Source organism: Pseudomonas sp. MF6767 (assembly GCF_016405475.1).
Taxonomy (GTDB): Bacteria; Pseudomonadota; Gammaproteobacteria; order Pseudomonadales; family Pseudomonadaceae; genus Aquipseudomonas; species Aquipseudomonas paracarnis.
The window spans coordinates 226,889-253,054 of the sequence record NZ_JAEKCY010000006.1 but is presented as its reverse complement, the minus strand read 5'-3'; the positions used below and the strand labels follow the sequence as shown (position 1 = coordinate 253,054).

Sequence of the window (26,166 nt, the reverse complement as noted above, 5' to 3'; positions counted from 1 at the left end):
CTTGCTCGCGAAGAACGCCAACGATAACGCAGCGCTATCAGGTAGCCCTTGGCGTCCTTGAGTTTTTCGCGAGCAAGCTCGCTCCTACAGTGGGTCAGTCGTTCAGACTTGGGATTGAGCGCCCTCGAACCACTTGAGCTTCTCACGCAACACCACCACCTCACCCACGATCACCAATGTCGGCGCATGCACCTCATGCTCCGCCACCATGCGCGGCAGGTCGGCCAGGGTGCCGGTGAACACGCGCTGGTTGGACGTGGTGCCCTGCTGGATCAGCGCCGCTGGGGTGTCCGACGCACGCCCGTGCTTGATCAACTGCTCGCAAATGATCGGCAAGCCAATCAAGCCCATGTAGAACACCAGGGTCTGTGAGGGGCCGACCAGGTCTTGCCAAGGCAAGTCCGAGGTACCGTTCTTCAAGTGCCCGGTAATAAAACGTACAGATTGGGCATAGTCGCGATGAGTCAGCGGAATCCCGGCATAGGCCGCGCAACCACTGGCTGCCGTAATACCCGGCACCACCTGGAACGGAATGCCGTGGGCCGCCAACTCTTCGATCTCTTCGCCACCACGACCAAAGATGAACGGGTCCCCCCCCTTGAGGCGCAGCACGCGCTTGCCTTGCTTGGCCAGGTCTACCAGTTGCTGGTTGATCTGGTCCTGGGGCACCGCGTGATCGGCGCGACGCTTGCCGACGTACACGCGCTCGGCATCACGACGGCACAGTTCCAAAATCGCCGGTGCAACCAAACGGTCGTACAGCACCACGTCGGCTTGCTGCATCAGGCGCAATGCACGGAAGGTCAGCAAATCCGGGTCGCCTGGGCCCGCACCCACCAGGTACACCTCACCGGGCGCGTAAGGCGGCGCGCCATTGACCTTTTCGATCAACAGGCGCTCGGCCTCCTCGCCCTGCCCGGCCAACTGGCGGTCGGCAATCGGGCCCTGGAACACTTCTTCCCAGAACGCCCGGCGTTGCTGCACATCCGGGTACAAACCTTTGACCTGAGCCCGAAAACGCGCGGCCAGCCCAGCCAATTGACCGTAGGTTGAGGGAATCCAGGTTTCCAGCTTGGCGCGGATCAGCCGTGCCAGTACCGGCGCGTCACCGCCGCTGGAGACGGCAATCACCAAGGGTGACCGGTCGACAATCGCCGGGAAGATCACGCTGCACAACGCTGGCGCGTCCACCACATTGACCGGCACGCAGCGACGCTTGGCATCACTGGACACTTGCGCATTCAGTGGTTCATCGTCGGTGGCCGCGATAATCAGGGTGCAACCGTCCAGGTCGGCCTCCTGATAACCGCGCAACATCAGTTCCCCGCCACTGCCCAGCACCAGCTCACGCAGCTGGCTTTCGATCTGGGGAGCAACCACCCGCAACACCGCGCCGGCGTCGGCCAGCAGCCGGGATTTGCGCAAGGCAATCTCCCCACCACCGACGACCAACACACGGCTGCCGCGCAGGTTATGAAACAGCGGCAGAAATTCCATTTAGCGGATGACCTCAACGCCCGCCATGTAAGGCTTGAGCACCTCAGGTACACGGATCGAACCGTCCGCCTGCTGGTAGTTTTCCAGCACGGCCACCAGGGTACGGCCTACGGCCAGGCCCGAACCGTTGAGGGTGTGCACCAGCTCCGGCTTGCCGGTTTCCGGGTTGCGGAAACGCGCCTGCATGCGACGGGCCTGGAAGTCACCGCAGTTGGAGCACGACGAAATCTCGCGGTATTTGTCCTGGCTCGGCACCCACACTTCCAGGTCGTAGGTTTTCACGGCGCTGAAGCCCATGTCGCCCGTGCACAGGGCCAGTACGCGGTAAGGCAGCTCCAGCAACTGCAGCACACGCTCGGCGTTGGCAGTCAGGCCTTCCAGGGCTTCCATGGAGGTCGACGGCTCTACTACCTGGACCATTTCAACCTTGTCGAACTGATGCTGGCGGATCATGCCACGGGTGTCGCGACCCGACGCGCCGGCTTCGCTACGGAAGCACGGGCTGTGAGCAACCAGCTTCAACGGCAGTTGCTTGGCGTCGAGGATTTCGCCGGCGACGATATTGGTCAGCGACACTTCGGCGGTCGGGATCAGGTACAGGTCGGCTTCGCCGTCGCGGCTGATCTTGAACAGGTCTTCTTCGAATTTCGGCAGTTGGCTGGTGCCCATCAACGCCGGCGCCTGAACCAGGTACGGGGTGTAGGCCTCTTCATAACCGTGTTCGCCGGTGTGCAGGTTGATCATGAACTGCGCCAGTGCACGGTGCATGCGCGCAATCGGGCCGCGCAACAAGGCAAAGCGTGCGCCGGACATTTTTGCCGCGGTTTCAAAATCCAGGCCACCGGTCAATTCGCCCAAGGCGACGTGGTCCTTGATCTCGAAATCGAAGGCTTTCGGCGTGCCCCAGCGGCGCACTTCGACGTTGCCTTCTTCATCTTCGCCGACCGGCACAGATTCGTGGGGCAGGTTCGGAATGCCCAGCAGGATCGAATCCAATTGGGTCTGAATGCCTTCCAGCTCGATTTTGCCATCGGACAGCTCAGTGCCCATGCGCTCGACATCCGCCATCAACGGCGCGATGTCTTCACCGCGCTGCTTGGCCTGGCCGATGGACTTGGAGCGCGCATTACGTTCAGCCTGCAGTGCTTCGGTGCGGGTCTGGACGGTCTTGCGCTGTTCTTCCAGCGCTTCGATGCGCGCAACATCCAAGGCAAAGCCACGGGATGCCAGGCGGTCCGCTACGTCCTGAAGGTTGCTACGTAACAGTTTGGAATCGAGCATGTCGGTCTCTCGTTATCAAAGTTTGGTCAAGGACAGGCCAGCCCAGGTGGCGAGCAGCCCGCCGAATACGCTGATGGCCGCATAGCCAATCGCCAGCGGCACTTGCCCGCTTTCCAGCAGGCGCACGGTATCCAGTGAAAAGGATGAAAAAGTCGTCAGGCCGCCAAGAAAGCCAACCATCAGGCCGGCACGTACCTCGACAGGCACTTCCGGGCGTAACAAAAACAGGCCGTATAACACGCCGATCAACAGGCAGCCCACGATATTAACGGCGAGCGTCGCCGTATAGAAGTGTTTCGGCCAATTGGCGTTGATCCAATTGCCGGTGGCGAAGCGCAGCAGTGTACCGGCGATACCTCCCGCCGAGACGGCGATCACCAAAGGAATCATGTTTTTCTCCGCTGCCTGGGGCTCAGACGGTCGAGGGTGGCCAGGTGGTTGAGCTTCTCACCGATCTTCAGCTCCAGGCCACGGGGCACTGGCTGGTAGAACGGCTGCGGCTCCAGCTCATCGGGGAAGTAGTCTTCGCCGGCCGCGTAGGCGTCCGGCTCATCGTGGGCATAACGGTATTCGTCGCCATACCCCAGCTGCTTCATCAGCTTGGTCGGCGCGTTGCGCAGGTGCAGCGGCACTTCGAGGGAACCATGCTCGGCGGCCGCACGCAGGGCCGACTTGAAGCCCATGTACACTGCGTTGCTTTTGGGCGCGCAGGCCAGGTAAGTGATGGCCTGGGCGACCGCCAACTCGCCTTCCGGACTGCCGAGGCGCTCCTGCACCTCCCAGGCGGCCAGGCACAGGCTCAGGGCCCGCGGGTCGGCATTGCCGATGTCTTCGCTGGCCATGCGCACCACCCGACGCGCCAGGTACAGCGGGTCGCAACCGCCATCGATCATGCGCGCAAACCAATACAGCGCGCCATCAGGGTTGGAACCGCGTACGGATTTGTGCAGCGCGGAAATCTGGTCGTAGAAGGCTTCGCCGCCCTTGTCGAAACGCCGGCGTGTGTCACCGAGCAAGCTTTGCAACAGGTCGACGCCAATCTCGCCGCCGTCTTCGGCCAGGTCGGAAGCATTCTCCAGCAAGTTGAGAAAGCGGCGCCCGTCGCCATCGGCGGCGGTCAGCAAAATCTTGAAACCTTCATCGCTGAGGCTCAGCTGGCGCTTGCCCAGCCCCTTGTCTTCGCTCAAGGCACGGTGCAGCAGCTTTCGCATCGCCGCTTCATCCAGGCTCTTGAGCACATAGACCCGCGCCCGTGACAACAAGGCGTTGTTCAATTCAAAGGAAGGGTTTTCGGTGGTGGCGCCGATAAAGATCAGCGTACCGTCCTCGACATAAGGCAGGAACGCATCCTGCTGCGACTTGTTGAAGCGATGCACTTCGTCGACGAACAGGATAGTGCGTTTACCGTATTGCCCGGCCTGCTGCTTGGCGACTTCCACCGCCTGGCGGATCTCCTTGACCCCGGCGAGCACCGCCGAGACCGTTTCAAAGTGCGCATCCGAGACCTTCGCCAGCAACCGCGCCAGGGTGGTCTTGCCCACGCCCGGCGGCCCCCAGAAAATCATCGAATGCAGCGCACCCTGCTCCAGGGCTTCGCGCAAGGGCTTGCCCCGAGCGAGCAGGTGTTCCTGACCGACGTACTCATCCAGGTTGGTCGAACGCAAGCGCGCGGCCAACGGCTGGGCAATCGGGTCACTTCGAAACAGATCCATGGGCAGCGTTTGAAACCTCTGGGCAGTTTATTCCTGGATCACGTCGGCACCCTTGGGGATGTCGAACTTGAACTTGGACGCGGGCACCGGCTGGTTGGCCTTGACCCCGGAGAACAGGATATCGGTGCGCTGGCCGACGCTGTCGACCAGGCGCATGTTGTTGATCACGCCGTTGCCGAACGACAGGGACAGCGTGTCAAACAACGTGTCCTTGGATTTTGGCTTGAGGGTGAACTCGATGACGTTGCTGGTCTGCTTGGAGGTGATGTCGAAGCTGTCGTTGATTTTCGACACATCACCCGACAGCAGCAGTGCCGGGGTCTGGTTCAGGCGCGGATCGAGCTTCTTGATGGTCGCCTGTTCCAGGTCCGGGTCCCACAGCGTGACTTTCTGGCCGTCGGAAACAATGGTCTGCTCCGCCTTGCCTTCGGTATGCCAATAGAACAGCCCTGGGCGCTGCACGGCCATTTCACCGGCGGTTTCCTGCAACTGGGTGCCGCCGGCATCCAGGGTCAGCTGGGAGAAGCGCGCGGTGAGGGTCTGGGATTTGTCCAACAGGTTCTTCAGGCTGGCGACGGAAGCCGGGTCAGCGTGAGCTGAAACAGCGGTCAGGGCCAAGGCTGGCAACAACAGCATGCGGATAAAGCGCATGGGAGTCCTCATTGAGTAGTCAGGGCACGCCGCGTGTTGCCACGCGGCGCGGAATCAGTCGCGCATCTGCCCGGGGGCGATGACTTCACGCGAGCCATTGGTGTTCATTGCGGTCACGACGCCGGCCATTTCCATGGCTTCGATCATGCGGGCGGCGCGGTTGTAGCCGATTTTAAGCTTGCGCTGCACCGCCGAAATCGAGGCACGGCGGCTTTCCAGTACGAAGGCCACGGCTTCGTCATACAAAGCGTCGGTCTCGGCATCGTCATCACCGCCACCGCCGCCATTTTCAAAGCCGCTGCCGGCTTCTTCGACGCCGTTGAGGATGTCGTCGTTGTACTCGGGCGCGCCGCGCAGTTTCCAGGCTTCGACCACACGGTGGACTTCGTCATCGGAAACAAAGGCGCCGTGAACGCGAATCGGCAGGCTGGTGCCCGGCGGCATGTAGAGCATGTCACCGTGGCCCAGCAGTTGCTCGGCGCCACCCTGGTCGATGATGGTGCGCGAGTCGATCTTGCTGGAGACCTGGAACGCCATGCGCGTCGGAATGTTGGCCTTGATGAGGCCGGTGATCACGTCCACCGACGGCCGCTGTGTCGCGAGGATCAAGTGGATACCCGCCGCCCGTGCCTTCTGGGCGATACGGGCGATCAGCTCTTCAACCTTCTTGCCGACGATCATCATCATGTCGGCAAATTCATCGACCACCACCACGATGGTCGGCAGCTTGGTCAGCAGTGGTGCTTCATCGTGAATGCTTTCGCGCTTGTACAGCGGGTCGGTCAGCGGTGTGCCGGCGTCCTGGGCTTCCTTGACCTTGGCATTGAAGCCCGACAGGTTCCGCACGCCCATCTTCGCCATCAGCTTGTAGCGGCGCTCCATCTCGGCAACGCTCCAGCGCAGGGCGTTGGCGGCGTCCTTCATGTCGGTGACCACCGGGCACAGCAGGTGCGGGATGCCTTCGTAGATCGACAGTTCCAGCATCTTCGGGTCGATCATGATCAGCTTGGCGTCATCCGGCCCGGACTTGAACAGGATCGACAGGATCATGGCGTTCACACCCACCGACTTACCGGAACCAGTGGTACCGGCTACCAGCAAGTGCGGCATTTTCGCCAGGTCGGTAATCACCGGCTTGCCGCCGATGTCATGGCCGAGCGCCAGGGTGACCGGCGATTTGAAGTTGTCGTATTCCGGCGTCGACAGCACTTCGGAGAAGCGCACGATCTGGCGGTCTTCGTTGGGAATCTCGATACCCACGGTGGTCTTGCCCGGGATCACTTCCACCACGCGCACGCTGGTCACGGCCAGGGAACGTGCCAAGTCTTTGGCCAGGTTGGAAATGCGGCTGACTTTTACCCCGGCGGCCGGTTGGATTTCGTAACGGGTGATCACCGGGCCCGGATGGATCGAGTCCACCGACACTTCGACGCCGAATTCCTTGAGCTTGATTTCCAGCAGGTGGCCGACGGCCGCCAGGGATTCGGGGGAATAGTTGAGTTGTTTCTTTTCGGCCGGGTCCAGAATCGAGATCGGCGGCAAGGTGCCTTCGACGGCGCTGTCGATGAACAGCGGTGCCTGCTTCTCTTTTTGCACGCGATGGCTGGGCTCCGGCGCCTTGGGCGGTGCCGGGGCGATCACGGGCGGCACCTGCTTTTCACGGTCCGACATGTGCTTGCTCAGGGCCTGCTCGCGCTCGATCAAGCGCTCCTTGACCTTGGCTTGCTCGCGCCGATCCGGCGTGCTTGGGGCCACCACCTCGTTGACACGGGTGTCCACCTCACGCAGCTGCGCAACCATTTGCTTGCGCTCGACACGGGCGGCCCACCAGCGGTTGGCGGCGCCCTGGAACAATTCGAACAGGTCGAGGGTGATCTTGCCGGTCACATCCATCACCTTGAACCATGACAGGTCGGTGAATACCGTGAGGCCGAACAGGAACAGCGCGATGAACATCAGGGTGCTGCCCTGGATATTCAGGGTCCTGCGCGCCAGGTCGCCAAGGCTTTCACCCAGGGCCCCGCCCGCGCCCGCCGGCAGACCGGTCGGGGCATGGAAGTGGATATGCGCCAGCGCAGCGCCCGACAGCACCAGGAACACCAGGCCGATCAGGCGCCAGGAGAACAGCCAGCCGCTCCACTGCCACGGCTCGTGACGCTGGCGGAAGATCTGCCAGGTCTTGATCGCCAGCAACAGCGGGAAAATGTAGGCAAAGTAACCCAGGATCATGAAGAGGATATCGGCGCTGTAGGAACCTACAGGGCCGCCGAAATTCTGCACGTCATCGATCTTGCTGTTATGGCTCCAGCCCGGATCGTCCTTGCCATAGGTCAGCAAGGCCATCATCAGGAACAGGCACAGCGCACCGATGGCAATCAGTGCGCCTTCCTTGAGTCGGTAATGCAGGTGCTGGCGCCAGGCCGGTACGACTGCTGCTTTAGGTGCTGCGGCGGATTTCTTCAAAACGGGTCTATTCCTGCGCCTTTAGCGCGTCCATCTGTTGAATGACTACACACGACTGCTCTATCCGGAGCAGTTGAAAAATGAACGAATGTTGCTGAATCTACTTTTAACACCCGGTGACGGATAGGTGAAATGGCGATAACGCCACAATGGCCGCATTGTACGGGTTTGCGTGCGCGATGCCACACACTTGCCCTTCACCTGACTGCACGGACAATTTGAGCATGCATTGCCTTTGCTGACAAAGGCTTATGAGCTGTATTTAGCAATCCAGGCAAGCTTGGCAAATGGCCGGCATGCGCCAGACCCGATTACGACCACACCCTGTGTACAGAGTTGCAGAAACACCCGTTCATGCTAATACTCGTCAATCGCCTATTCGGGCTGGCCCCATGGCGCAGGGTCGTCAATAATCAACGCTTGCGGTGCAGGTGCATGACCTGCCACTCCCCTCCCCTTCCCTAAGCCTGGATGCCATGCTGACCTGGTTACAACGCGACACCCTGACGTTCCCTCCCTTGGCCAAGGCCATGCGCGAACCCAACGGCCTGCTCGCCGCCGGTGGCGACCTGTCGGCCGAACGACTGATCCAGGCCTACCGCCATGGCTGCTTCCCCTGGTTCTCCGAAGGCCAGCCTATCCTCTGGTGGTCGCCAGACCCGCGTACGGTGATTTTCCCCGACGAGCTGCATGTTTCCCGCAGCCTGGGCAAATTATTGCGCCAGCAGCGCTATACCGTGACCTTCGACCAGGATTTCGCCGCCGTCATCCATGCCTGCGCCGCGCCCCGTGCCTACGCCGATGGCACCTGGATCACCGAAGGTATCCAGAAGGCTTATCTGGAGCTGCACCAACGCGGCTATGCGCATTCCGTCGAGGTCTGGGACCAGGGCGAACTGGTAGGTGGCCTTTATGGCCTGGCGATGGGCCAGTTGTTTTTTGGCGAGTCTATGTTCAGCCGCGCCGACAACGCCTCCAAATTCGGCTTCGCCACGTTGACCCGGCAACTGCAAGCCTGGGGATTTGTGCTGATCGATTGCCAGATGCCCAACGATCACCTGCACAGCCTGGGCGCCCGCGGCATACCCCGCAGCGTCTTCGCTGACTTCCTGCATAAACATCTGGACCAACCCAACGCTGGGCCGTGGGTTTCCTAGGCGACTTTCGCGCACGTGGCTTACACTTATTTCAAAGCTTATCCCGAGGGTTGATCATGACCGAGCTGGCGCGCTTGAAGTTCTATGCCACTCAAGCCCACTCATGCAGCTATCTGCCCGACGAGCAGGCCACCACGCTGTTCCTCGATCCCAGCCAGCCCATGGACGTGCATGTGTATGCCGACCTGTCCGAGATGGGCTTCCGGCGCAGCGGCGATCACCTGTATCGCCCCCATTGCCAGAACTGCAACGCGTGCGTGCCTGCGCGTATCCCGGTTGCGCAGTTTTCGCCCGACCGTAATCAGAAACGCATTCTCAAGCGCAACGCTGACCTGACAGTACACGCCACCAAACCCCAATACAGCGAAGAATATTTCGATCTCTACCAACGCTATATCGAGCAGCGTCATGCCGACGGCGATATGTATCCGCCCAGCCGCGACCAGTTTTCCACATTCCTGGTGCGTGACTTGCCTTTTTCGCGTTTCTACGAGTTCCGCCTCGACGGCCGCCTGCTGGCCGTAGCGGTGACCGACCTACTGCCCAACGGCCTCTCGGCGGTGTACACCTTCTATGAACCGACCGAAGAACGCCGCAGCCTCGGGCGCTTCGCCATCCTCTGGCAAATAGGCGAAGCGCTGCACCTGGAGCTGGAAGCGGTGTACCTCGGATACTGGATCAAGAACTGCAAAAAGATGAACTACAAGACCCAATATCGACCCATTGAGCTGCTGATTAATCAAAGATGGGTCACGCTTAACTAGAACCCCTTGGCTTGAAGACCCTTTTTCGGGCACAATGCACGCCGCTTTTGCCTGGCGCAGTTGCACCGGGCCATTCACTGGATACCGAGGGCTTTACTGCATGTCGAAAGAAGACAGCTTCGAAATGGAAGGCACTGTCGTCGACACCCTGCCCAACACCATGTTTCGTGTGGAGTTGGAAAATGGGCACGTCGTAACCGCGCATATCTCCGGCAAGATGCGCAAGAACTACATTCGTATTCTTACCGGTGACAAAGTGCGCGTCGAGCTGACGCCCTATGACTTGAGCAAAGGGCGCATCACTTACCGCGCTCGCTAAGCAAGTCAATACAAAACGCCCGGTTATGCCGGGCGTTTTTGTGTGCGCAGGATTTAACAGTCGCCACTTGACCCTGTGGGAGCTGGCTTGCCTGCGATAGCGGTGGGCCAGTTAACGATGTGCGACTGAAGGACCGCCATCGCAGGCAAGCCAGCTCCCACAGTTGACGGTCACTGTCTCGTAAATCGTATTTCAGACAGCAAAAAGGCGCCTTTCGGCGCCTTTTGCAATGTTGCAGCTAACGATCAGGCCATTTCAGCCGTGGTCTCGAACTCGAAGGTCAGCTCGCCGTCCTTCAGGTCGATGTGTACCACCCCACCATGGTCGGAGAGTTCGCCGAACAGGATCTCTTCGGCCAGTGGCCGCTTGATCTTGTCCTGGATCAGACGCGCCATTGGGCGTGCGCCCATTGCCGCATCGTAGCCGCCCTCTGCGATCCAACTGCGGGCCGCTTCCGTCACATCCAGCTGCACGCGCTTGTCTTCCAACTGCGCTTGAAGCTCGGTGAGGAACTTGTCCACCACGCTTTTGATGACCTCATGGCTGAGGCGACCAAACTGGATAATGGTGTCCAGGCGGTTGCGGAACTCCGGCGTGAAGCTCTTCTTGATCACTTCCATGGCATCGGAGGAGTGATCCTGATGCGTAAAGCCGATCGAAGCCCGCGCCGCGGTTTCGGCACCAGCGTTGGTGGTCATGATCACGATCACGTTGCGGAAGTCTGCCTTGCGCCCGTTGTTATCGGTCAGGGTCCCGTGGTCCATGACCTGCAATAGCAGGTTGAAGACTTCCGGGTGAGCCTTTTCGATTTCATCGAGCAACAATACGCAATGTGGCTGCTTGGTGATCGCTTCGGTCAACAGGCCGCCCTGGTCGAAGCCGACATAGCCCGGAGGCGCACCGATCAAGCGCGACACAGTGTGGCGCTCCATGTACTCGGACATGTCGAAACGGACCAGTTCGATGCCCATGGCCTTGGCCAACTGGCGAGCCGCCTCGGTCTTGCCGACGCCGGTCGGGCCTGCGAACAGGAACGAACCGACTGGCTTGTCCGGCGACTTGAGGCCAGCACGCGACAACTTGATCGCCGTGGACAGCGAGTCGATGGCCGCATCCTGGCCAAACACGGTGAGCTTGAGGTCGCGCTCCAGGTTACGCAGCAACTCCTTGTCGGAGCTGGTGACGTGTTTTGGCGGAATCCGCGCGATCTTGGCCACGATGTCCTCGACTTGAGGCACGTCGATGCGCTTCACGCGCTTCTCGACCGGCTGCAGGCGCTGATAGGCACCCGCTTCGTCGATCACATCGATGGCCTTGTCAGGCATATGCCGGTCATTGATGTAGCGCGACGCCAGCTCAGCCGCCGCACGCAAGGCCTCATCGGTGTATTCGATGCCATGGTGCGCTTCAAAACGCCCCTTGAGCCCGCGCAGGATACCGATGGTGTCTTCAACCGACGGCTCGGACACGTCGACTTTCTGGAAGCGACGCGCCAGGGCACGGTCTTTTTCGAAGATGCCGCGGAATTCCTGGAACGTGGTCGAACCAATACAACGGATATCACCCGAGGACAGCAGCGGCTTGAGCAGGTTGGAAGCGTCCATCACCCCACCGGAAGCTGCACCGGCGCCAATGATGGTATGGATCTCGTCGATGAACAGGATGGCCTGTGGACGCTTTTTCAACTCACCGAGCAACGCCTTGAAGCGTTTCTCGAAATCGCCACGGTACTTGGTCCCGGCGAGCAACGCGCCCAGGTCAAGGGAATAGACGACACTGCTGGCCAGCAGGTCTGGCACCTGGTTGTCGACAATGCGCTTGGCCAGACCTTCGGCAATCGCGGTCTTACCCACGCCCGCCTCGCCCACCAGCAACGGGTTGTTCTTGCGACGACGCGCAAGGATCTGCGCTACACGCTCAACCTCATGCTCACGCCCCACCAGCGGATCGATCCGCCCCTGGCGCGCCATTTCATTGAGGTTGCTGGCATAGGCATCCAGCGGATTGCTCGAGGAAGAAGACTCACCACCCTCCTCGTCCTGCATATCCTGCTCACCCTCGGAATGATCGCCGTGCCCAGGCACTTTAGAGATACCGTGGGCGATGTAATTGACTACATCAATACGGGCAACGCTCTGCTGCTTGAGCAGGAACACGGCCTGGCTTTCCTGTTCGCTGAAAATTGCCACAAGCACATTCGCGCCCGTGACTTCACGCTTACCGGAGCTCTGTACGTGGAACACAGCACGCTGCAATACCCGCTGGAACCCCAGGGTTGGCTGGGTTTCGCGGTCCTCGTCATGCACGGGGATCAGTGGCGTGGTGGAGTCGATAAACTCCTGCAGGTCATGCTTGAGCTTGTCGAGGTTGGCGCCGCACGCACGTAGAACGGTGGCGGCAGCTTCGTTATCCAAAAGTGCCAGCAGCAGGTGTTCGACGGTCATGAATTCATGACGCTTCGAACGAGCCTCCTTGAAGGCAAGATTGAGGGTGACTTCGAGCTCGCGGTTTAACATAGCTTCACCTCATACCCAAGTGGTCGGCGTTAACCGTCCTTCTCGATTTCACAGAGTAGCGGATGCTGGCTTTCCCTGGCGTACTGGTTGACCTGCATGGCCTTTGTCTCGGCGATGTCGCGGGTAAACACTCCACATACTGCCCGTCCTTCTGTGTGAACGGCCAGCATTACCTTGGTCGCCAACTCGCGGTTCAGGTTAAAAAACACCTCGAGCACTTCGACGACGAAATCCATCGGTGTGTAGTCATCATTGAACAAAACCACCTTGTACATCGGCGGCGCCTGTAAAGCAGGCTTGGCCTCCTGAACAGCAATGCCTGCAGAACCGTCGTCGTCATGTTCCTGATCCGGGCGATCCTGATTGAATGTTAGTCGAATCTGGCTGTTTGCATGCATGGGAAAGAAAGGTTCGTCAGTGGTTCAATTACAGTGGTGGGGGCGACCTGTCAGAATTTCAACTCTGACTCTTGGGTCACCTTGACTATCGGCGAAACGGTGTTACAACAAATAGAGCCCACAGTGGGTAAAAAAGGTCCGCGCAGTCAACCTTATTTATTCGGGTTAGGACGGATAGACAGGATGATACTCCAGTGATGGAGTCTGGTGCAGAGGGATAAGGGAATGGCTAGTGGTAAGGTCAAGTGGTTCAACAATGCCAAGGGTTACGGCTTCATTAATGAAGACGGCAAGCAAGAAGACCTTTTTGCGCATTTCTCAGCGATCCAGGCGGATGGGTACAAAACGCTGAAGGCGGGTCAACCGGTATCCTTTGACATTACCCAGGGCCCAAAGGGCTTGCATGCGGTGAATATCAAAGGCATCACCACCACGCCTGCTGTAGAAAACGGCGCGGCGCACGGTCACAAATCAAGACAAGAAAAGCAAGCAGGCCTGACCAGCTTCTGAACAAAGCACTGAAAGCAAACCGGCCGCCCCGAATCATCAGGGCGGCCGGTTTTGTCTACCTGTTTACATATGCTTGATCAACGCGTCACCAAAGCCCGACGACGACACCAACGTAGCGCCATCCATCAGACGCTCGAAGTCATAGGTCACAGTCTTGGCCGAAATCGCGCCATTGGTGCCCTTGATGATCAGATCCGCTGCCTCGACCCACCCCATATGCCGCAGCATCATTTCCGCAGACAGGATCAATGACCCAGGGTTGACCTGATCCTTGCCCGCATATTTAGGCGCAGTACCGTGGGTGGCTTCAAACATTGCCACGGTGTCAGACAAGTTGGCCCCCGGCGCAATACCAATACCGCCCACTTCCGCCGCCAGGGCGTCGGACAGGTAATCACCATTGAGGTTGAGCGTGGCGATCACGTCATATTCGGCCGGGCGCAGCAGGATCTGCTGGAGCATGGCGTCGGCAATAGCATCTTTGACCACCACATTCTTGCCGGTCTTGGGGTTCTTGAACTGCATCCACGGCCCGCCATCGAGCAAGGTCGCACCGAACTCTTCAGCCGCCACCTCATAGGCCCACTCCTTGAAGGCACCCTCGGTGAACTTCATGATGTTGCCTTTGTGCACGATGGTCAGCGAGTCGCGATCGTTATCCACCACATATTGCAGGGCCTTGCGCGCCAGGCGCTTGGTACCCTCTTTGGAGACCGGCTTGACGCCAATCCCGCAATCCTGGTCGAAACGGATCTTGGTAACGCCCATTTCTTCCTTGAGGAACTTGATCACCTTGATCGCTTCCGGCGAACCGGCCTTCCACTCGATGCCCGCGTAAATATCCTCGGAGTTCTCACGGAAAATGGTCATGTCCACGTCGCCTGGTTTTTTCACCGGGCTGGGCACGCCTTCGAACCAGCGCACCGGGCGCAGGCACACATACAAGTCGAGCTGCTGGCGCAAAGCCACGTTCAGCGAACGGATACCGCCACCGACTGGCGTTGTCAGCGGGCCCTTGATGGACACCACGTAATCCTTGACCGCATCCAGGGTTTCCTGGGGCAGCCAGGTGTCCTGGTCGTAGACTTGAGTGGCCTTTTCACCAGCGTACACCTCCATCCAGGAGATTTTGCGCTTGCCGCCGTAAGCCTTTTCAACAGCGGCATCGACCACCTTGATCATCACCGGGCTGATGTCGACGCCAATACCGTCTCCTTCGATGTAGGGGATGATCGGTTGGTCAGGAACATTGAGAGAATGGTCTGCATTGACGGTGATTTTGTCGCCGACTGCCGGAACCTGAATCTTCTTGTATCCCATGCTGAACTCCATCTATGGATTGAACATCTGGCTGCGTTCGAGCCTACTCCAGATAAATGGCGACTGAAACCTCACGCCATGCTCATTTGCATCGAAAACAGCACATTTGGTGGCCTACAAGCCTGAAAGCAAAGGGAAAAGCGCCAATCTTGAGCACATCTCACCACCCCATGCACCTGCGACCTTTAGACCAATGGACGAGCCCCCTTTTGTATGAAGGCTCAGCGTAAGCATAGCGACCTATGTATAATGCCGCCGCTGACCAAAGAGTCACGACGGCGGACCGCTCTAGAACGTAGCCTTTCGCCAGAAAGCCGGACTATTACCATAGCCCACCCGCTTGACGCTCGACTGATGCAAACCAACATCACCGCGAAGAAACCTCGACATTTCGCTCATGGATGACTTTGAACGAACGCGCTCTACCCGGCGCATCTCGAGTTTCTGCGCACGCTTTCAGCAAAGAAGAGAGTTAATCCGAATATGCCCACCCGCTCGAAGATCATCTACACCTTCACCGACGAAGCCCCAGCCCTCGCCACCTATTCACTGCTGCCTATCGTAGAGGCCTTCACCGCTTCCGCTGATATTGCCGTGGAAACCCGCGACATTTCCCTCGCCGGGCGCATCCTCGCAAGCTTCCCCGAGCAACTGGGCACCAAGGCCATCCCGGACCACCTCGCCGAACTGGGCGACCTGGCCGTTACGCCTGAAGCCAACATCATCAAGCTTCCCAACATCAGCGCCTCGACCCCGCAGCTGCAAGCCGCGATCAAGGAACTGCAGGCCCAGGGCTACGCCCTGCCGGACTACCCTGAAACCGTAACCACCGACGCGGAAAAAGAAACCCGTGCACGTTACGACAAGGTCAAGGGCAGCGCCGTGAACCCGGTACTGCGCGAAGGCAACTCCGACCGTCGCGCACCGCTGTCGGTCAAGAACTATGCACGCAAGCACCCGCACAAGATGGGCGCCTGGGCTGCCGACTCCAAGTCGCACATTGCCCACATGAACAACGGCGACTTCTACGGCAGCGAAAAAGCCGTGCAGATCGAAACCGCTGACGCGGTCAAAATTGCGCTGGTTGCAAAGGACGGCACCACCACCGTCCTGAAGGAAAAGACCAGCGTTCAGGCCGGCGAAATCATCGACACCGCCGTGCTGAGCAAGAAAGCCCTGCGCAGCTTCATCGCCGCTGAAATCGAAGACGCCAAGAAGCAAGGCGTGCTGCTGTCGGTTCACTTGAAAGCCACCATGATGAAGGTCTCCGACCCGATCATGTTCGGCCAGATCGTTGCCGAGTTCTATAAAGACGCCCTGACCAAGCACGCCACGGTGCTGGAGCAGATCGGCTTCAACCTGAACAACGGCATCGGCGACCTGTACGCCCGCATCAAGGCCCTGCCGGCCGACCAGCAAGCGCAGATCGAAGCCGACATCCAGGCGGTCTACGCCGTTCGCCCTGCCCTGGCGATGGTCAACTCCGACAAAGGCATCACCAACCTGCACGTGCCAAGCGACGTCATCGTCGACGCCTCGATGCCAGCGATGATCCGTGACTCCGGCAAGATGTGGGGCACCGACGGCCAGCTGCACGACACCAAGGCTGTGATCCCGGATCGCTGCTACGCCACCATCTACCAGGCGGTCATCGAAGACTGCAAGGCCCATGGCGCCTTCGACCCAACCACCATGGGCAGCGTGCCAAACGTTGGCCTGATGGCGAAGAAAGCCGAAGAGTACGGCTCCCACGACAAGACCTTCCAGATCAAGGCTGACGGCGTTGTCCGCGTCACCGACAGCCAGGGCAACCTGCTGATGGAACAGAACGTCGAAGCTGGCGACATCTTCCGCATGTGCCAGACCAAAGACGCGCCGATCCAGGACTGGGTCAAGCTCGCCGTCAACCGTGCCCGCGCCAGCAACACCCCGGCCATCTTCTGGCTGGACCCCAAGCGCGCCCACGATGGCGTAGTGGTCGAGAAAGTTCAGGCTTACCTGAAAGACCACAACACCGAAGGCCTGGACATCCGCATCATGGCCCCGGTCGATGCGATGAAGTTCACCCTGGAGCGCACCCGCAAGGGCCTGGACACCATCTCGGTGACCGGCAACGTACTGCGCGACTACCTGACCGACCTGTTCCCGATCATGGAGCTGGGTACTAGCGCCAAGATGCTGTCGATCGTGCCGCTGATGAATGGCGGTGGCCTGTTCGAAACCGGCGCTGGCGGTTCGGCTCCAAAGCACGTGCAGCAACTGCTGGAAGAAAACTTCCTGCGCTGGGATTCCCTGGGCGAGTTCCTGGCCCTGGCCGCGTCCCTTGAGCATTTGGGTGTGACGTACAACAACCCGAAAGCCCTGGTACTGTCCAAGACCCTGGACCAGGCCACCGGCCAGTTCCTGGACAACAACAAGTCGCCATCGCGCAAGGTCGGCAACATCGACAACCGCGGCAGCCACTTCTACCTGGCGCTGTACTGGGCACAAGCCCTGGCGGCCCAGACTGAAGACACTGCACTGCAAGCGCAGTTTGGCGAACTGGCCAAAACCCTGGCCGAGAACGAAGCAACCATCGTTGCCGAACTCAACGCCGTACAGGGCAAGCCAGTGGACATCGGCGGCTACTACGCGCCGAACCCTGAGCTGACCAGCAAAGCCATGCGCCCGAGCAGCACGCTCAATGCGGCGATTGCCAAGTTGAAGTAAGGTTGTAAGGATGCGAAGAAGCCCCGGCCCAGTGCCGGGGTTTCTGTTTCGGACTGCCACCGATTTAACTGAAGAAACCCAATAGAATGTGGGAGCTGGCTTGCCTGCGATAGCGGTGGGTCAGCTACTGAATAGCTTGCTGGTAGACCGTCATCGCAGGCAAGCCAGCTCCCACATTGCCCGCAATCCTGCCCGAAGACCGCGGGGCATCCCAAGAGACTTCCCATGACCTGGCAACCTCACATCACCGTCGCCACCATCGTCGAAGACAACGGCCGCTTCCTGATGGTCGAAGAACTCAAGGGCGGCCGCGCCGTGCTCAACCAGCCCGCCGGCCATCTGGACCCGAATGAAACCCTGACCGAAGCCGCCGTGCGCGAAACCCTGGAAGAAACCGGCTGGGACGTGGAAGCCACCGGCATCGTCGGCATCTACCTGTATACCGCCCCGAGCAATGGCGTGACCTACCAACGGGTCTGTTTTATCGCCAAGGCACTGAAACACCACCCGGAATATCAACTTGACGAAGGCATCCTGCGCGCCAGCTGGCTGACCCGTGACGAGTTGATGGCCCTGCGCGAGGACTGGCGCAGCGAGCTGATTATCCGCTGCATCGATGATTATCTGGCCGGCCAACGCCACAGTCTCGAATTGATCCGCCCTTCTCTTTAGCCTTGCGGGCCCAGGCCTGCTAGAATCGCGTCCTTTTTCAAGACACCCGTTGAAACCCTATGCGTGATCCAGCCCCTTCTGACACACAAAAGAAGCGCGTCATCGTCGGCATGTCCGGCGGCGTGGATTCTTCCGTTTCCGCCGTTCTGCTCATGGAGCAGGGTTATGAGGTGGAAGGCCTGTTCATGAAGAACTGGGAAGAAGACGATGGAACCGAATACTGCACCGCCATGGACGACCTGGCGGACGCGCAGGCCGTGTGCGACAAGATCGGCATCAAGCTGCACACCGCCAACTTCGCCGCCGAGTACTGGGACAACGTGTTCGAGCACTTCCTGGCCGAATACAAGGCCGGCCGCACGCCGAACCCGGACATCCTGTGTAACCGCGAAATCAAGTTCAAGGCCTTCCTCGACTACGCTATGATGCTCGGCGCCGACCTGATAGCTACCGGCCACTACGTGCGCCGTCGCGATATCGATGGCCGCACCGAACTGCTCAAGGGCCTGGACCCGAACAAGGACCAGAGCTACTTCCTGCACGCCGTGGGCGGTGAACAGATCGCCAAGACTCTGTTCCCGGTCGGCGAACTGGAAAAACCGGAAGTGCGCAAGATTGCCGAGAAACACGGCCTGGCCACCGCCAAGAAGAAAGACTCCACCGGTATCTGCTTTATTGGCGAGCGACGCTTCAGCGACTTCCTCAAGCAATACCTGCCGGCGCAACCGGGCGAGATCAAGACCACCGAGGGTGAAGTGATCGGCCGCCACCACGGCCTGATGTATCACACCATCGGCCAGCGCCAGGGACTGGGCATCGGCGGCTTGAAAGACGCCGGTGAAGAGCCGTGGTACGTGCTGGTCAAAGACCTGGAAAACAACGTGCTGGTGGTCGGCCAAGGCAACGAGCACCCGCTGCTGTTCTCCGGCGCCCTGCTCGCTTCCGAGATTTATTGGGTCAACCCTATCGACCTGAGCACCCAGCGCCGCCTGACCGCCAAAGTGCGTTATCGCCAGAGCGACCAGCCCTGCACCCTGGAAAAGACCGCCACCGGCTACCGTGCCACCTTCGATGACCCGCAACGCGCGGTCACCCCTGGCCAGTCCGTGGTGTTCTATGACGGCGAAATCTGCCTGGGCGGCGGCGTGATTGAAGTCGCGCAAGCCTGGAGCGACCCGGCATGAGCCCGACCCAGGAGCAATTGACGGCCCTTGGCGGTGTCTTTCTCGCTGCGGTACTGGTGGACAAGATCGCCAAGACCGGCCAGGTCACTGAAGCCGGCCTGACCTGCATGCTCGGCAGCCTGCTGATCCGCGACCCCAAGGACACCCTTGAGGTTTACGGCGGCGACGACCTGGCCCTGCGTGAAGGCTATCGCGCCCTGATCGGCGCCCTGGAGCGCGACCCCAGTACTTTGCAGCGCGAGCCGTTGCGCTATGCCCTGTCGATGCTCGGCCTTGAGCGCCAGTTGGCCAAGCGCGACGACCTGCTGGACACCATCGGCAAGCGCCTGCCGCAGATCCAGTCCCAGGTAGAACACTTCGGCCCGGCCCACGAAAACGTGATCGCCGCCTGTGGTGCGCTGTACCAGGACACCTTGAGCACCCTGCGCCAGCGCATCCAGGTGCATGGCGACATGCGTAACCTGCAGCAACCCAACAACGCGTCGAAAATCCGCGCCCTGCTCCTGGCCGGTATTCGTTCGGCACGCTTGTGGCGCCAACTGGGCGGTCATCGCTGGCAGTTGGTGATCAGCCGACGCAAATTGCTCAAAGAGCTTTACCCGTTGATGCGCAACGAATAAGTCGCACCAGCAGGCTGTTTTCAAGCCATTACGCGTAATACGCCGGTCAGTTGGCGACGGACCGGCGGATTTTTTCATGTATGATACGCGCCCCATTTCGTTGCCCGACTGTCCGAGAACACCCCATGCAGCTCTCTTCGCTCACTGCGGTTTCCCCTGTTGACGGCCGCTACGCCGGCAAAACCCAGGCCCTGCGCCCTATTTTCAGCGAGTACGGCCTGATCCGTGCCCGTGTCCTGGTTGAAGTGCGCTGGCTCCAGCGCCTGGCCGCTCACCCCGCCATCAGCGAAGTGCCGGCGTTTTCCGCCGAGGCCAACGCTGTATTGAACACCCTGGCGGAAAACTTCTCCCTGGAGCACGCCGAGCGTGTGAAAGAGATCGAGCGCACCACCAACCACGACGTCAAAGCCATCGAATACCTGCTCAAAGAGCAAGCGGCCCAACTGCCGGAACTGGCCCAGGTCAGCGAGTTCATCCACTTTGCCTGCACCAGCGAGGACATCAACAACCTGTCCCACGCCCTGATGCTGCGCGAAGGCCGTGATGACGTGATGCTGCCGCTGATGCGCCAGACCGCCGAAGCCATCCGCGAGCTGGCGATCCGTTTCGCTGCCGTGCCAATGCTGTCGCGCACCCACGGCCAGCCGGCCTCGCCGACCACCCTGGGCAAAGAACTGGCCAACGTGGTGTACCGCCTGGAGCGCCAGATCGCCCAAGTCGCCGCCGTGCCATTGCTGGGCAAGATCAACGGCGCTGTAGGCAACTACAACGCCCACCTGTCGGCCTACCCTGAGATCGACTGGGAAGCCAACGCCCGCGCCTTCATCGAAGACGAATTGGGCCTGGGCTTCAACCCCTACACCACGCAGATCGAACCCCACGACTACATCGCCGAGCTGTTCGACGCGATTGCACGCTTCAACACCATCCTGATCGATTTCGATCGCGATATCTGGGGCTACATCTCCCTGGGCTACTTCAAGCAGCGCACTATTGCAGGCGAAATCGGTTCGTCGACCATGCCGCACAAGGTCAACCCGATCGACTTCGAAAACTCCGAAGGCAACCTGGGTATCGCCAACGCCCTGTTCCAGCACCTGGCCAGCAAGTTGCCGATCTCCCGCTGGCAGCGCGACCTGACCGACTCCACCGTACTGCGCAACCTCGGTGTCGGATTTGCCCACAGCGTGATCGCGTACGAAGCCAGCCTCAAAGGCATCAGCAAGCTGGAGCTCAACGAGCAGAAAATTGCCGCTGACCTGGACGCGTGCTGGGAAGTATTGGCCGAGCCGATCCAGACCGTAATGCGCCGCTACAACATCGAAAACCCCTACGAGAAGCTGAAAGAATTGACGCGCGGCAAGGGCATCAGCCCCGAAGCGCTGCAAACTTTCATCGACGGCCTGGACATGCCAGCCGCAGCCAAGGCCGAGCTGAAACTGCTCACCCCGGCCAACTACATCGGCAACGCTGTAGAACAAGCCAAGCGCATCTGATCCAAGCAAGCTCCTTTGAGACGCCCGGCCGCGCCGGGCGTTTTTATTCCTGTCTTAAAAGTGCTTTTTTTCAATAGGTTACACATGAATCCTGATATCCCTCTTCAACTTCTGGGCGGCATCACGGCACGGGAATTCCTGCGCGACTACTGGCAGAAAAAACCGCTGCTGATCCGCCAGGCCATCCCTGACTTCGAAAGCCCGATCGACGCCGACGAACTGGCAGGCCTGGCCCTGGAAGAAGAAGTCGAGTCGCGCCTGGTGATCGAACACGGCGAGCGCCCGTGGGAACTGCGTCGCGGCCCGTTCGCCGAAGACGCTTTCAGCACCCTGCCCGAGCGCGAGTGGACCCTGCTGGTGCAGGCAGTCGACCAGTTCGTGCCGGAGGTGGCTGAGCTGCTGGAGCACTTCCGCTTCCTGCCGAGCTGGCGTATCGATGATGTGATGATCAGCTTCGCCGCGCCGGGTGGCAGCGTCGGTCCGCATTTCGATAACTACGATGTGTTCCTGCTGCAAGCCCAGGGCAAGCGCAACTGGAAGATCGGCCAGATGTGCAATTCCGAAAGCCCGTTGCTGCAACACGCCGACCTGCGCATCCTCGCCGAATTCGAAGAAAGCGCCGAATGGGTGCTCGAGCCGGGCGACATGCTCTACCTGCCGCCGCGCCTGGCCCATTTCGGTATTGCCGAAGACAACTGCATGACCTATTCCGTAGGTTTCCGTGCACCGAGCGCCGCTGAAGTGCTGACCCACTTCACCGACTTCCTCAGCCAGTACCTGACCGACGAAGAGCGCTACACCGACGCCGACGCCCAGCCGGTCAACGACCCACACCAGATCCAGGGCGACGCACTGGACCGCCTCAAGGGCCTGCTCGCCGAGCACATGAGCGATGAGCGCATGCTGCTGACCTGGTTCGGCCAGTTCATGACCGAGCCACGCTACCCGGAACTGGTGGCCGGTGAAGAGTTGGGCGAAGAAGACTTCATCAACAGCCTGCAAGACGGCGCGATCCTGGTGCGCAACCCGAGCGCACGCCTGGCCTGGTCCGAAGTGGATGACGACGTACTGCTGTTCGCCAGCGGCCAGAGCCGTTACCTGCCGGGCAAACTGCGTGAACTGTTGAAGCTGGTGTGCTCGGCCGATGCACTGCACAGCGAAAACCTGGGCGAGTGGCTGGCCGACGAAGACGGTCGCGACCTACTGTGCGAACTGGTCAAGCAAGGCAGCCTGGGGTTCGCGGATGAATAAAATTCACGTAAGTGTCGCGGACTGGCGAAAGGATATCGACGAGATTCGGCGCATTCGTGAAGCGGTATTCATCGCTGAACAATCGGTCCCGCCTGAATTGGAGTGGGACGCGGACGATGCCGGCGCCATGCATTTTCTTGCATACGAAGGCGACTTCCCGATTGGCACCGCTCGATTGCTGCCCAGCGGCGAGATCGGTCGGGTATCGGTGCTCAAGGACTGGCGCGGACTGAAAGTCGGCGACAAGCTGATGGAAGCAGTAATTGGCGAGGCCGTGAAACGCGGCCAGACCAGGCAATTCCTGAGTGCGCAGGTGTATGCGGCACCGTTCTATGAGCGACTGGGTTTCAAGATCGTCAGCGATGAGTTTCTTGAGGTCGGGATTCCGCATGTGGATATGGTGCGCGAGGGCTGATTCAAGCCCGCATCGCCTTTATCGCAGGCAAGCCAGCCCCCACAGCTGACCGAGCACATCCCTGGAATACGCTCAAGTGTGGGAGCTGGCTTGCCTGCGATAGCTATTTCAACAACACCACAAAATGCCCTGCCTGCCAGGGCATTTTGCCGTCTACGATTCAACTTGCGACCCACCAGGCCGACAAACTGGCACTATCAAGCAAATGACTCGCAGAGATAACGGACATGTCCCTACGCACCCTGCTCACCGCCCTCGTGATGACCGTCAGCGCTTGCGCCATGGCCGCCACTGAAGTCGTCAACCTGAACAACCGCACCAGCGCCGACCTGCTGCCCGTGGCGCAGAACTTCATTGGCAAGGACGGCACCGTCAGCGCCTACGGCAACCAGCTTATCGTTAACGCTGAGCCCGCCAGGATCGAGGGCTTGCGCGCACTGCTCGGCCAATTGGATACACCGGCCAAACGCCTGCTGATCACCGTCGATACCAACGAGAACAACCAACAGAACAGCGGTGACAGCCAGACCCGCATCATCAGCTACGGCACTGCCAGCCGCGACGGTGGCGTGCAGCAGATCCAGGCCAGCGAAGGCGTGCCCGCGCTGATCCAGGTCGGCCAGAGTGTACCGCTGACCACCACGCAACAGGATAGCTATGGCCGCCTGCAAAACCAGACCCAGTATCGCAACGTCACCCAGGGTTTTTACGTGACCGCCAGCGTCACCGGCGAGACCGTCCACTTGGCCATCAGTACCAACCGTGACCGCATGAGCCAGGAACGTCCCGATGTAGTGAACGTGCAAAGCACCGACACAACCGTCAGCGGCCGCCTGGGCGAATGGATCCCCCTGGCCGGCATCAATCGTGAAACCCAGGCGGACAAATCCTCTACAACCCGCAGCTATTCTACTCAGGGCCGCGATGACCTGACTTTGCGGGTCAAGGTCGACACCCTGAACTGAGGCACCAAAAACTGACTGGTAAGTCGCATTAGACTAAAGATGTAGTGCCTGAAAAAAAGCACTACAAAACATTTGACGAGCCAAAAAAGCATGGGCATGATGGCCTCGCTCCCGCTAATCAGGGGCCCTGGCAAGGGCCTTCGGATCGCCGCTCTAAGCTACCCACCTGAGCCGATTCGTGTCTGTACCGCCCACAAGGTGTGTTTGACGTTGGTTGCGACTGGAACGAAGTTGTCCCGAGGGACGGAAGCCAACCAGGTAACCCGGCTACACACTGATGGATCGTACAAAGGCCCACGACGCCCGAAGACCGTTCGCAGTTTGCCCTTACCTGCTCAACTCCCCCTTGAGCCCCATCGTTCATACCGTCGCCTACCTCCGTCAGATTTGACTTGAACCCCTGAGCTTCTGGTCAGCGAGCAATCCTACCCAGGCAACGAATGCCGGGCTGGCAAACGGATACTTCAAACAAGACGCGACGAGGTTTTTCCCCATGGCACTGACACGCGAACAGCAAATTGCAGCCCTTGAAAAAGACTGGGCTGAAAACCCACGCTGGAAAGGCGTGACCCGCGCTTATTCCGCTGCTGACGTCGTCCGCCTGCGTGGCTCGGTCCAACCTGAGCACACCTTTGCAAAACTCGGCGCCGAGAAGCTGTGGAACCTGGTCACTCAGGGTGCCAAGCCTTCTTTCCGTCCCGACAAAGATTTCGTCAACTGCATGGGCGCCCTCACTGGCGGCCAGGCAGTCCAGCAGGTAAAAGCCGGTATCCAGGCGATCTACCTGTCCGGTTGGCAAGTGGCAGCGGACAACAACTCCGCTGAATCCATGTACCCCGACCAATCGCTGTATCCGGTGGACTCGGTGCCAACCGTGGTCAAGCGCATCAACAACTCGTTCCGTCGTGCCGACCAGATCCAGTGGAAAGCCGGCAAGAACCCAGGCGATGAAGGCTACATCGACTACTTCGCGCCAATCGTGGCAGACGCCGAAGCCGGTTTCGGTGGCGTACTCAACGCCTACGAGCTGATGAAGAGCATGATCGAGGCAGGCGCTGCCGGCGTGCACTTCGAAGACCAGCTTGCGTCAGTGAAGAAATGCGGGCACATGGGTGGCAAGGTACTGGTACCGACCCAGGAAGCTGTACAGAAGCTGACCGCCGCTCGCCTGGCCGCTGACGTTGCCGGTACACCGACCATCATCCTGGCCCGTACCGACGCCAACGCGGCAGACTTGCTGACCTCGGACTGCGACCCGTACGACCAGCCGTTCGTGACTGGCGAACGCACCCAGGAAGGCTTCTATAAAGTGCGCGCCGGTCTGGACCAGGCGATCGCCCGTGGCCTGGCCTACGCGCCGTACGCCGATCTGATCTGGTGCGAAACCGCCAAGCCAGACCTGGACGAAGCACGCCGCTTTGCCGAAGCGATCAAGAAGGAATACCCGGACCAACTGCTGTCCTACAACTGCTCGCCTTCCTTCAACTGGAAGAAGAACCTGGACGACGCGACCATCGCCAAGTTCCAGCGCGAACTGTCGGCAATGGGCTACAAGCACCAGTTCATCACCCTGGCCGGCATTCACAACATGTGGCACAGCATGTTCAACCTGGCGCACGACTACGCCCGCAACGACATGACAGCCTACGTGAAGCTGCAGGAGCAGGAATTCGCTGACGCCGCCAAAGGCTACACCTTCGTGGCGCACCAGCAGGAAGTGGGCACCGGTTACTTCGACGACATGACCACCGTGATCCAGGGCGGCACCTCGTCCGTGACCGCGCTGACCGGTTCGACCGAAGAAGAGCAGTTCCACTAAGTACCGCGTACACGGCCACTGCGGCCCCACGGAAGACCTAACCGCAGTGCCGCGCAACAATCACGCCCCGACTGGTTCGGGGCGTTTTTTTGCCTGGGAATCACCGAAAATCAATGGTGGGAGCTGGCTTGCCTGCGATGGCGGTGGGTCAGAGGCAGGTGTTTCAGCTGATCCGCCGCCATCGCAGGCAAGCCAGCTCCCACATTGACCGCGCCCTATCCATAGTTTTTTGCTAAAAACATTGATCCAGAGCGGTATCCGCGCACATCCGATCGGTTAAAAGAACCGTTGCGACAACTAAGCGACACTCAAGCAAGTAACGGTAACTTCCCGCGCCACATGAGAAACACTCGCTTACACCCCTCGCAAACAATATTCATTATCATTTGGCATCCGAAAACTTCGTTACCGCTTAAACAAAACATAATTGATGAAAAGCCCGCTAAT

At 59.8% G+C, this 26,166-nt stretch carries 22 protein-coding genes; 13 read left to right on the top strand and 9 right to left on the bottom strand.

The features are described 5' to 3' along the window. Nucleotides 1–102: 102 nt before the first annotated feature. The 6 genes from cysG to ftsK are packed head-to-tail and all read right to left on the bottom strand — an operon-like array spanning nucleotide 103 to nucleotide 7,604. Entirely contained in the window at nucleotides 103–1,497 is a 1,395-nt protein-coding gene (gene cysG / locus JFT58_RS12885; protein WP_054898296.1) for a siroheme synthase CysG, read from the bottom strand. Further along, a complete protein-coding gene (serS, locus tag JFT58_RS12880) occupies nucleotides 1,498–2,778 on the bottom strand; it encodes a serine--tRNA ligase (protein ID WP_034127876.1) in 1,281 nt (426 codons plus the stop codon). A 15-nt stretch (nucleotides 2,779–2,793) separates the two neighbouring features. Then, entirely contained in the window at nucleotides 2,794–3,168 is a 375-nt protein-coding gene (gene crcB, locus JFT58_RS12875) for a fluoride efflux transporter CrcB (RefSeq protein ID WP_054898297.1), read from the bottom strand. Beyond that, nucleotides 3,165–4,490, bottom strand: coding sequence for a replication-associated recombination protein A (locus JFT58_RS12870; RefSeq protein WP_034127878.1), 1,326 nt, complete (start codon nucleotides 4,488–4,490; stop codon nucleotides 3,165–3,167). Before JFT58_RS12870 ends, crcB begins: the two co-directional genes overlap by 4 nt. A gap of 27 nt (nucleotides 4,491–4,517) precedes the next feature. Next, nucleotides 4,518–5,141, bottom strand: a complete 624-nt coding sequence (gene lolA, locus JFT58_RS12865; RefSeq protein WP_003174700.1) for an outer membrane lipoprotein chaperone LolA — start codon at nucleotides 5,139–5,141, stop codon at nucleotides 4,518–4,520. Nucleotides 5,142–5,195: 54 nt separating this feature from the next. Beyond that, nucleotides 5,196–7,604, bottom strand: coding sequence for a DNA translocase FtsK (gene ftsK, locus JFT58_RS12860; RefSeq protein ID WP_032896677.1), 2,409 nt, complete (start codon nucleotides 7,602–7,604; stop codon nucleotides 5,196–5,198). Nucleotides 7,605–8,080: 476 nt separating this feature from the next. Here ftsK and aat point away from each other — a divergent pair, with 476 nt between their 5' ends. The 3 genes from aat to infA all read left to right on the top strand — a co-directional run bounded on the left by aat (nucleotide 8,081) and on the right by infA (nucleotide 9,844). Next, nucleotides 8,081–8,761 (top strand): leucyl/phenylalanyl-tRNA--protein transferase, encoded by a 681-nt coding sequence (gene aat, locus JFT58_RS12855; protein ID WP_054899047.1) that lies wholly within the window; start codon nucleotides 8,081–8,083, stop codon nucleotides 8,759–8,761. A 56-nt stretch (nucleotides 8,762–8,817) separates the two neighbouring features. Next, complete coding sequence (locus tag JFT58_RS12850; RefSeq protein WP_054899046.1) at nucleotides 8,818–9,525, top strand: arginyltransferase; 708 nt, start codon at nucleotides 8,818–8,820, stop codon at nucleotides 9,523–9,525. A 100-nt stretch (nucleotides 9,526–9,625) separates the two neighbouring features. Beyond that, nucleotides 9,626–9,844 (top strand): translation initiation factor IF-1, encoded by a 219-nt coding sequence (infA, locus tag JFT58_RS12845; RefSeq protein WP_002553999.1) that lies wholly within the window; start codon nucleotides 9,626–9,628, stop codon nucleotides 9,842–9,844. A 245-nt stretch (nucleotides 9,845–10,089) separates the two neighbouring features. Here infA and clpA read toward each other — a convergent pair whose 3' ends face one another. After that, entirely contained in the window at nucleotides 10,090–12,360 is a 2,271-nt protein-coding gene (clpA, locus tag JFT58_RS12840; RefSeq protein ID WP_003192090.1) for an ATP-dependent Clp protease ATP-binding subunit ClpA, read from the bottom strand. A gap of 29 nt (nucleotides 12,361–12,389) precedes the next feature. Beyond that, entirely contained in the window at nucleotides 12,390–12,758 is a 369-nt protein-coding gene (gene clpS, locus JFT58_RS12835) for an ATP-dependent Clp protease adapter ClpS (protein ID WP_005789091.1), read from the bottom strand. Between the two features lie 225 nt (nucleotides 12,759–12,983). Here clpS and cspD point away from each other — a divergent pair, with 225 nt between their 5' ends. Then, nucleotides 12,984–13,268 carry a cold shock domain-containing protein CspD gene (cspD, locus tag JFT58_RS12830; protein ID WP_054899045.1) on the top strand — a complete coding sequence of 95 codons (285 nt, stop codon included), beginning with the start codon at nucleotides 12,984–12,986 and terminating at the stop codon, nucleotides 13,266–13,268. A 63-nt stretch (nucleotides 13,269–13,331) separates the two neighbouring features. On the opposite strand, the gene icd is transcribed toward cspD, so the two are convergent. Beyond that, on the bottom strand, nucleotides 13,332–14,588 hold the full coding sequence (gene icd / locus JFT58_RS12825; protein WP_005789095.1) for an NADP-dependent isocitrate dehydrogenase: 1,257 nt from the start codon (nucleotides 14,586–14,588) through the stop codon (nucleotides 13,332–13,334). 483 nt (nucleotides 14,589–15,071) lie between these two features. On the opposite strand from icd, the gene JFT58_RS12820 reads away from it, so the two are divergent. The 9 genes from JFT58_RS12820 to aceA all read left to right on the top strand — a co-directional run bounded on the left by JFT58_RS12820 (nucleotide 15,072) and on the right by aceA (nucleotide 25,719). Then, on the top strand, nucleotides 15,072–17,297 hold the full coding sequence (locus JFT58_RS12820; RefSeq protein WP_054899044.1) for an NADP-dependent isocitrate dehydrogenase: 2,226 nt from the start codon (nucleotides 15,072–15,074) through the stop codon (nucleotides 17,295–17,297). A gap of 225 nt (nucleotides 17,298–17,522) precedes the next feature. Beyond that, on the top strand, nucleotides 17,523–17,969 hold the full coding sequence (locus JFT58_RS12815) for an NUDIX hydrolase (protein ID WP_054899043.1): 447 nt from the start codon (nucleotides 17,523–17,525) through the stop codon (nucleotides 17,967–17,969). Between the two features lie 59 nt (nucleotides 17,970–18,028). Then, nucleotides 18,029–19,153, top strand: coding sequence for a tRNA 2-thiouridine(34) synthase MnmA (gene mnmA / locus JFT58_RS12810; RefSeq protein WP_054899042.1), 1,125 nt, complete (start codon nucleotides 18,029–18,031; stop codon nucleotides 19,151–19,153). Then, the gene (gene hflD / locus JFT58_RS12805) at nucleotides 19,150–19,773 is read left to right on the top strand and encodes a high frequency lysogenization protein HflD (protein ID WP_003192101.1); all 624 of its coding nucleotides are present in this window, start codon (nucleotides 19,150–19,152) and stop codon (nucleotides 19,771–19,773) included. The genes mnmA and hflD overlap by 4 nt, the downstream gene beginning before the upstream one ends. Nucleotides 19,774–19,898: 125 nt before the next feature. Next, a complete protein-coding gene (gene purB, locus JFT58_RS12800; protein WP_014718906.1) occupies nucleotides 19,899–21,269 on the top strand; it encodes an adenylosuccinate lyase in 1,371 nt (456 codons plus the stop codon). An 84-nt stretch (nucleotides 21,270–21,353) separates the two neighbouring features. Then, on the top strand, nucleotides 21,354–22,520 hold the full coding sequence (locus JFT58_RS12795; protein ID WP_054898723.1) for a ribosomal protein uL16 3-hydroxylase: 1,167 nt from the start codon (nucleotides 21,354–21,356) through the stop codon (nucleotides 22,518–22,520). Then, nucleotides 22,513–22,935 (top strand): GNAT family N-acetyltransferase, encoded by a 423-nt coding sequence (locus tag JFT58_RS12790; protein ID WP_003192105.1) that lies wholly within the window; start codon nucleotides 22,513–22,515, stop codon nucleotides 22,933–22,935. The genes JFT58_RS12795 and JFT58_RS12790 overlap by 8 nt, the downstream gene beginning before the upstream one ends. 227 nt (nucleotides 22,936–23,162) lie before the next feature. Continuing rightward, nucleotides 23,163–23,900 carry a secretin N-terminal domain-containing protein gene (locus JFT58_RS12785; RefSeq protein ID WP_014718909.1) on the top strand — a complete coding sequence of 246 codons (738 nt, stop codon included), beginning with the start codon at nucleotides 23,163–23,165 and terminating at the stop codon, nucleotides 23,898–23,900. Between the two features lie 493 nt (nucleotides 23,901–24,393). Beyond that, complete coding sequence (gene aceA, locus JFT58_RS12780) at nucleotides 24,394–25,719, top strand: isocitrate lyase (RefSeq protein WP_003174717.1); 1,326 nt, start codon at nucleotides 24,394–24,396, stop codon at nucleotides 25,717–25,719. Nucleotides 25,720–26,166 lie beyond the last annotated feature (447 nt).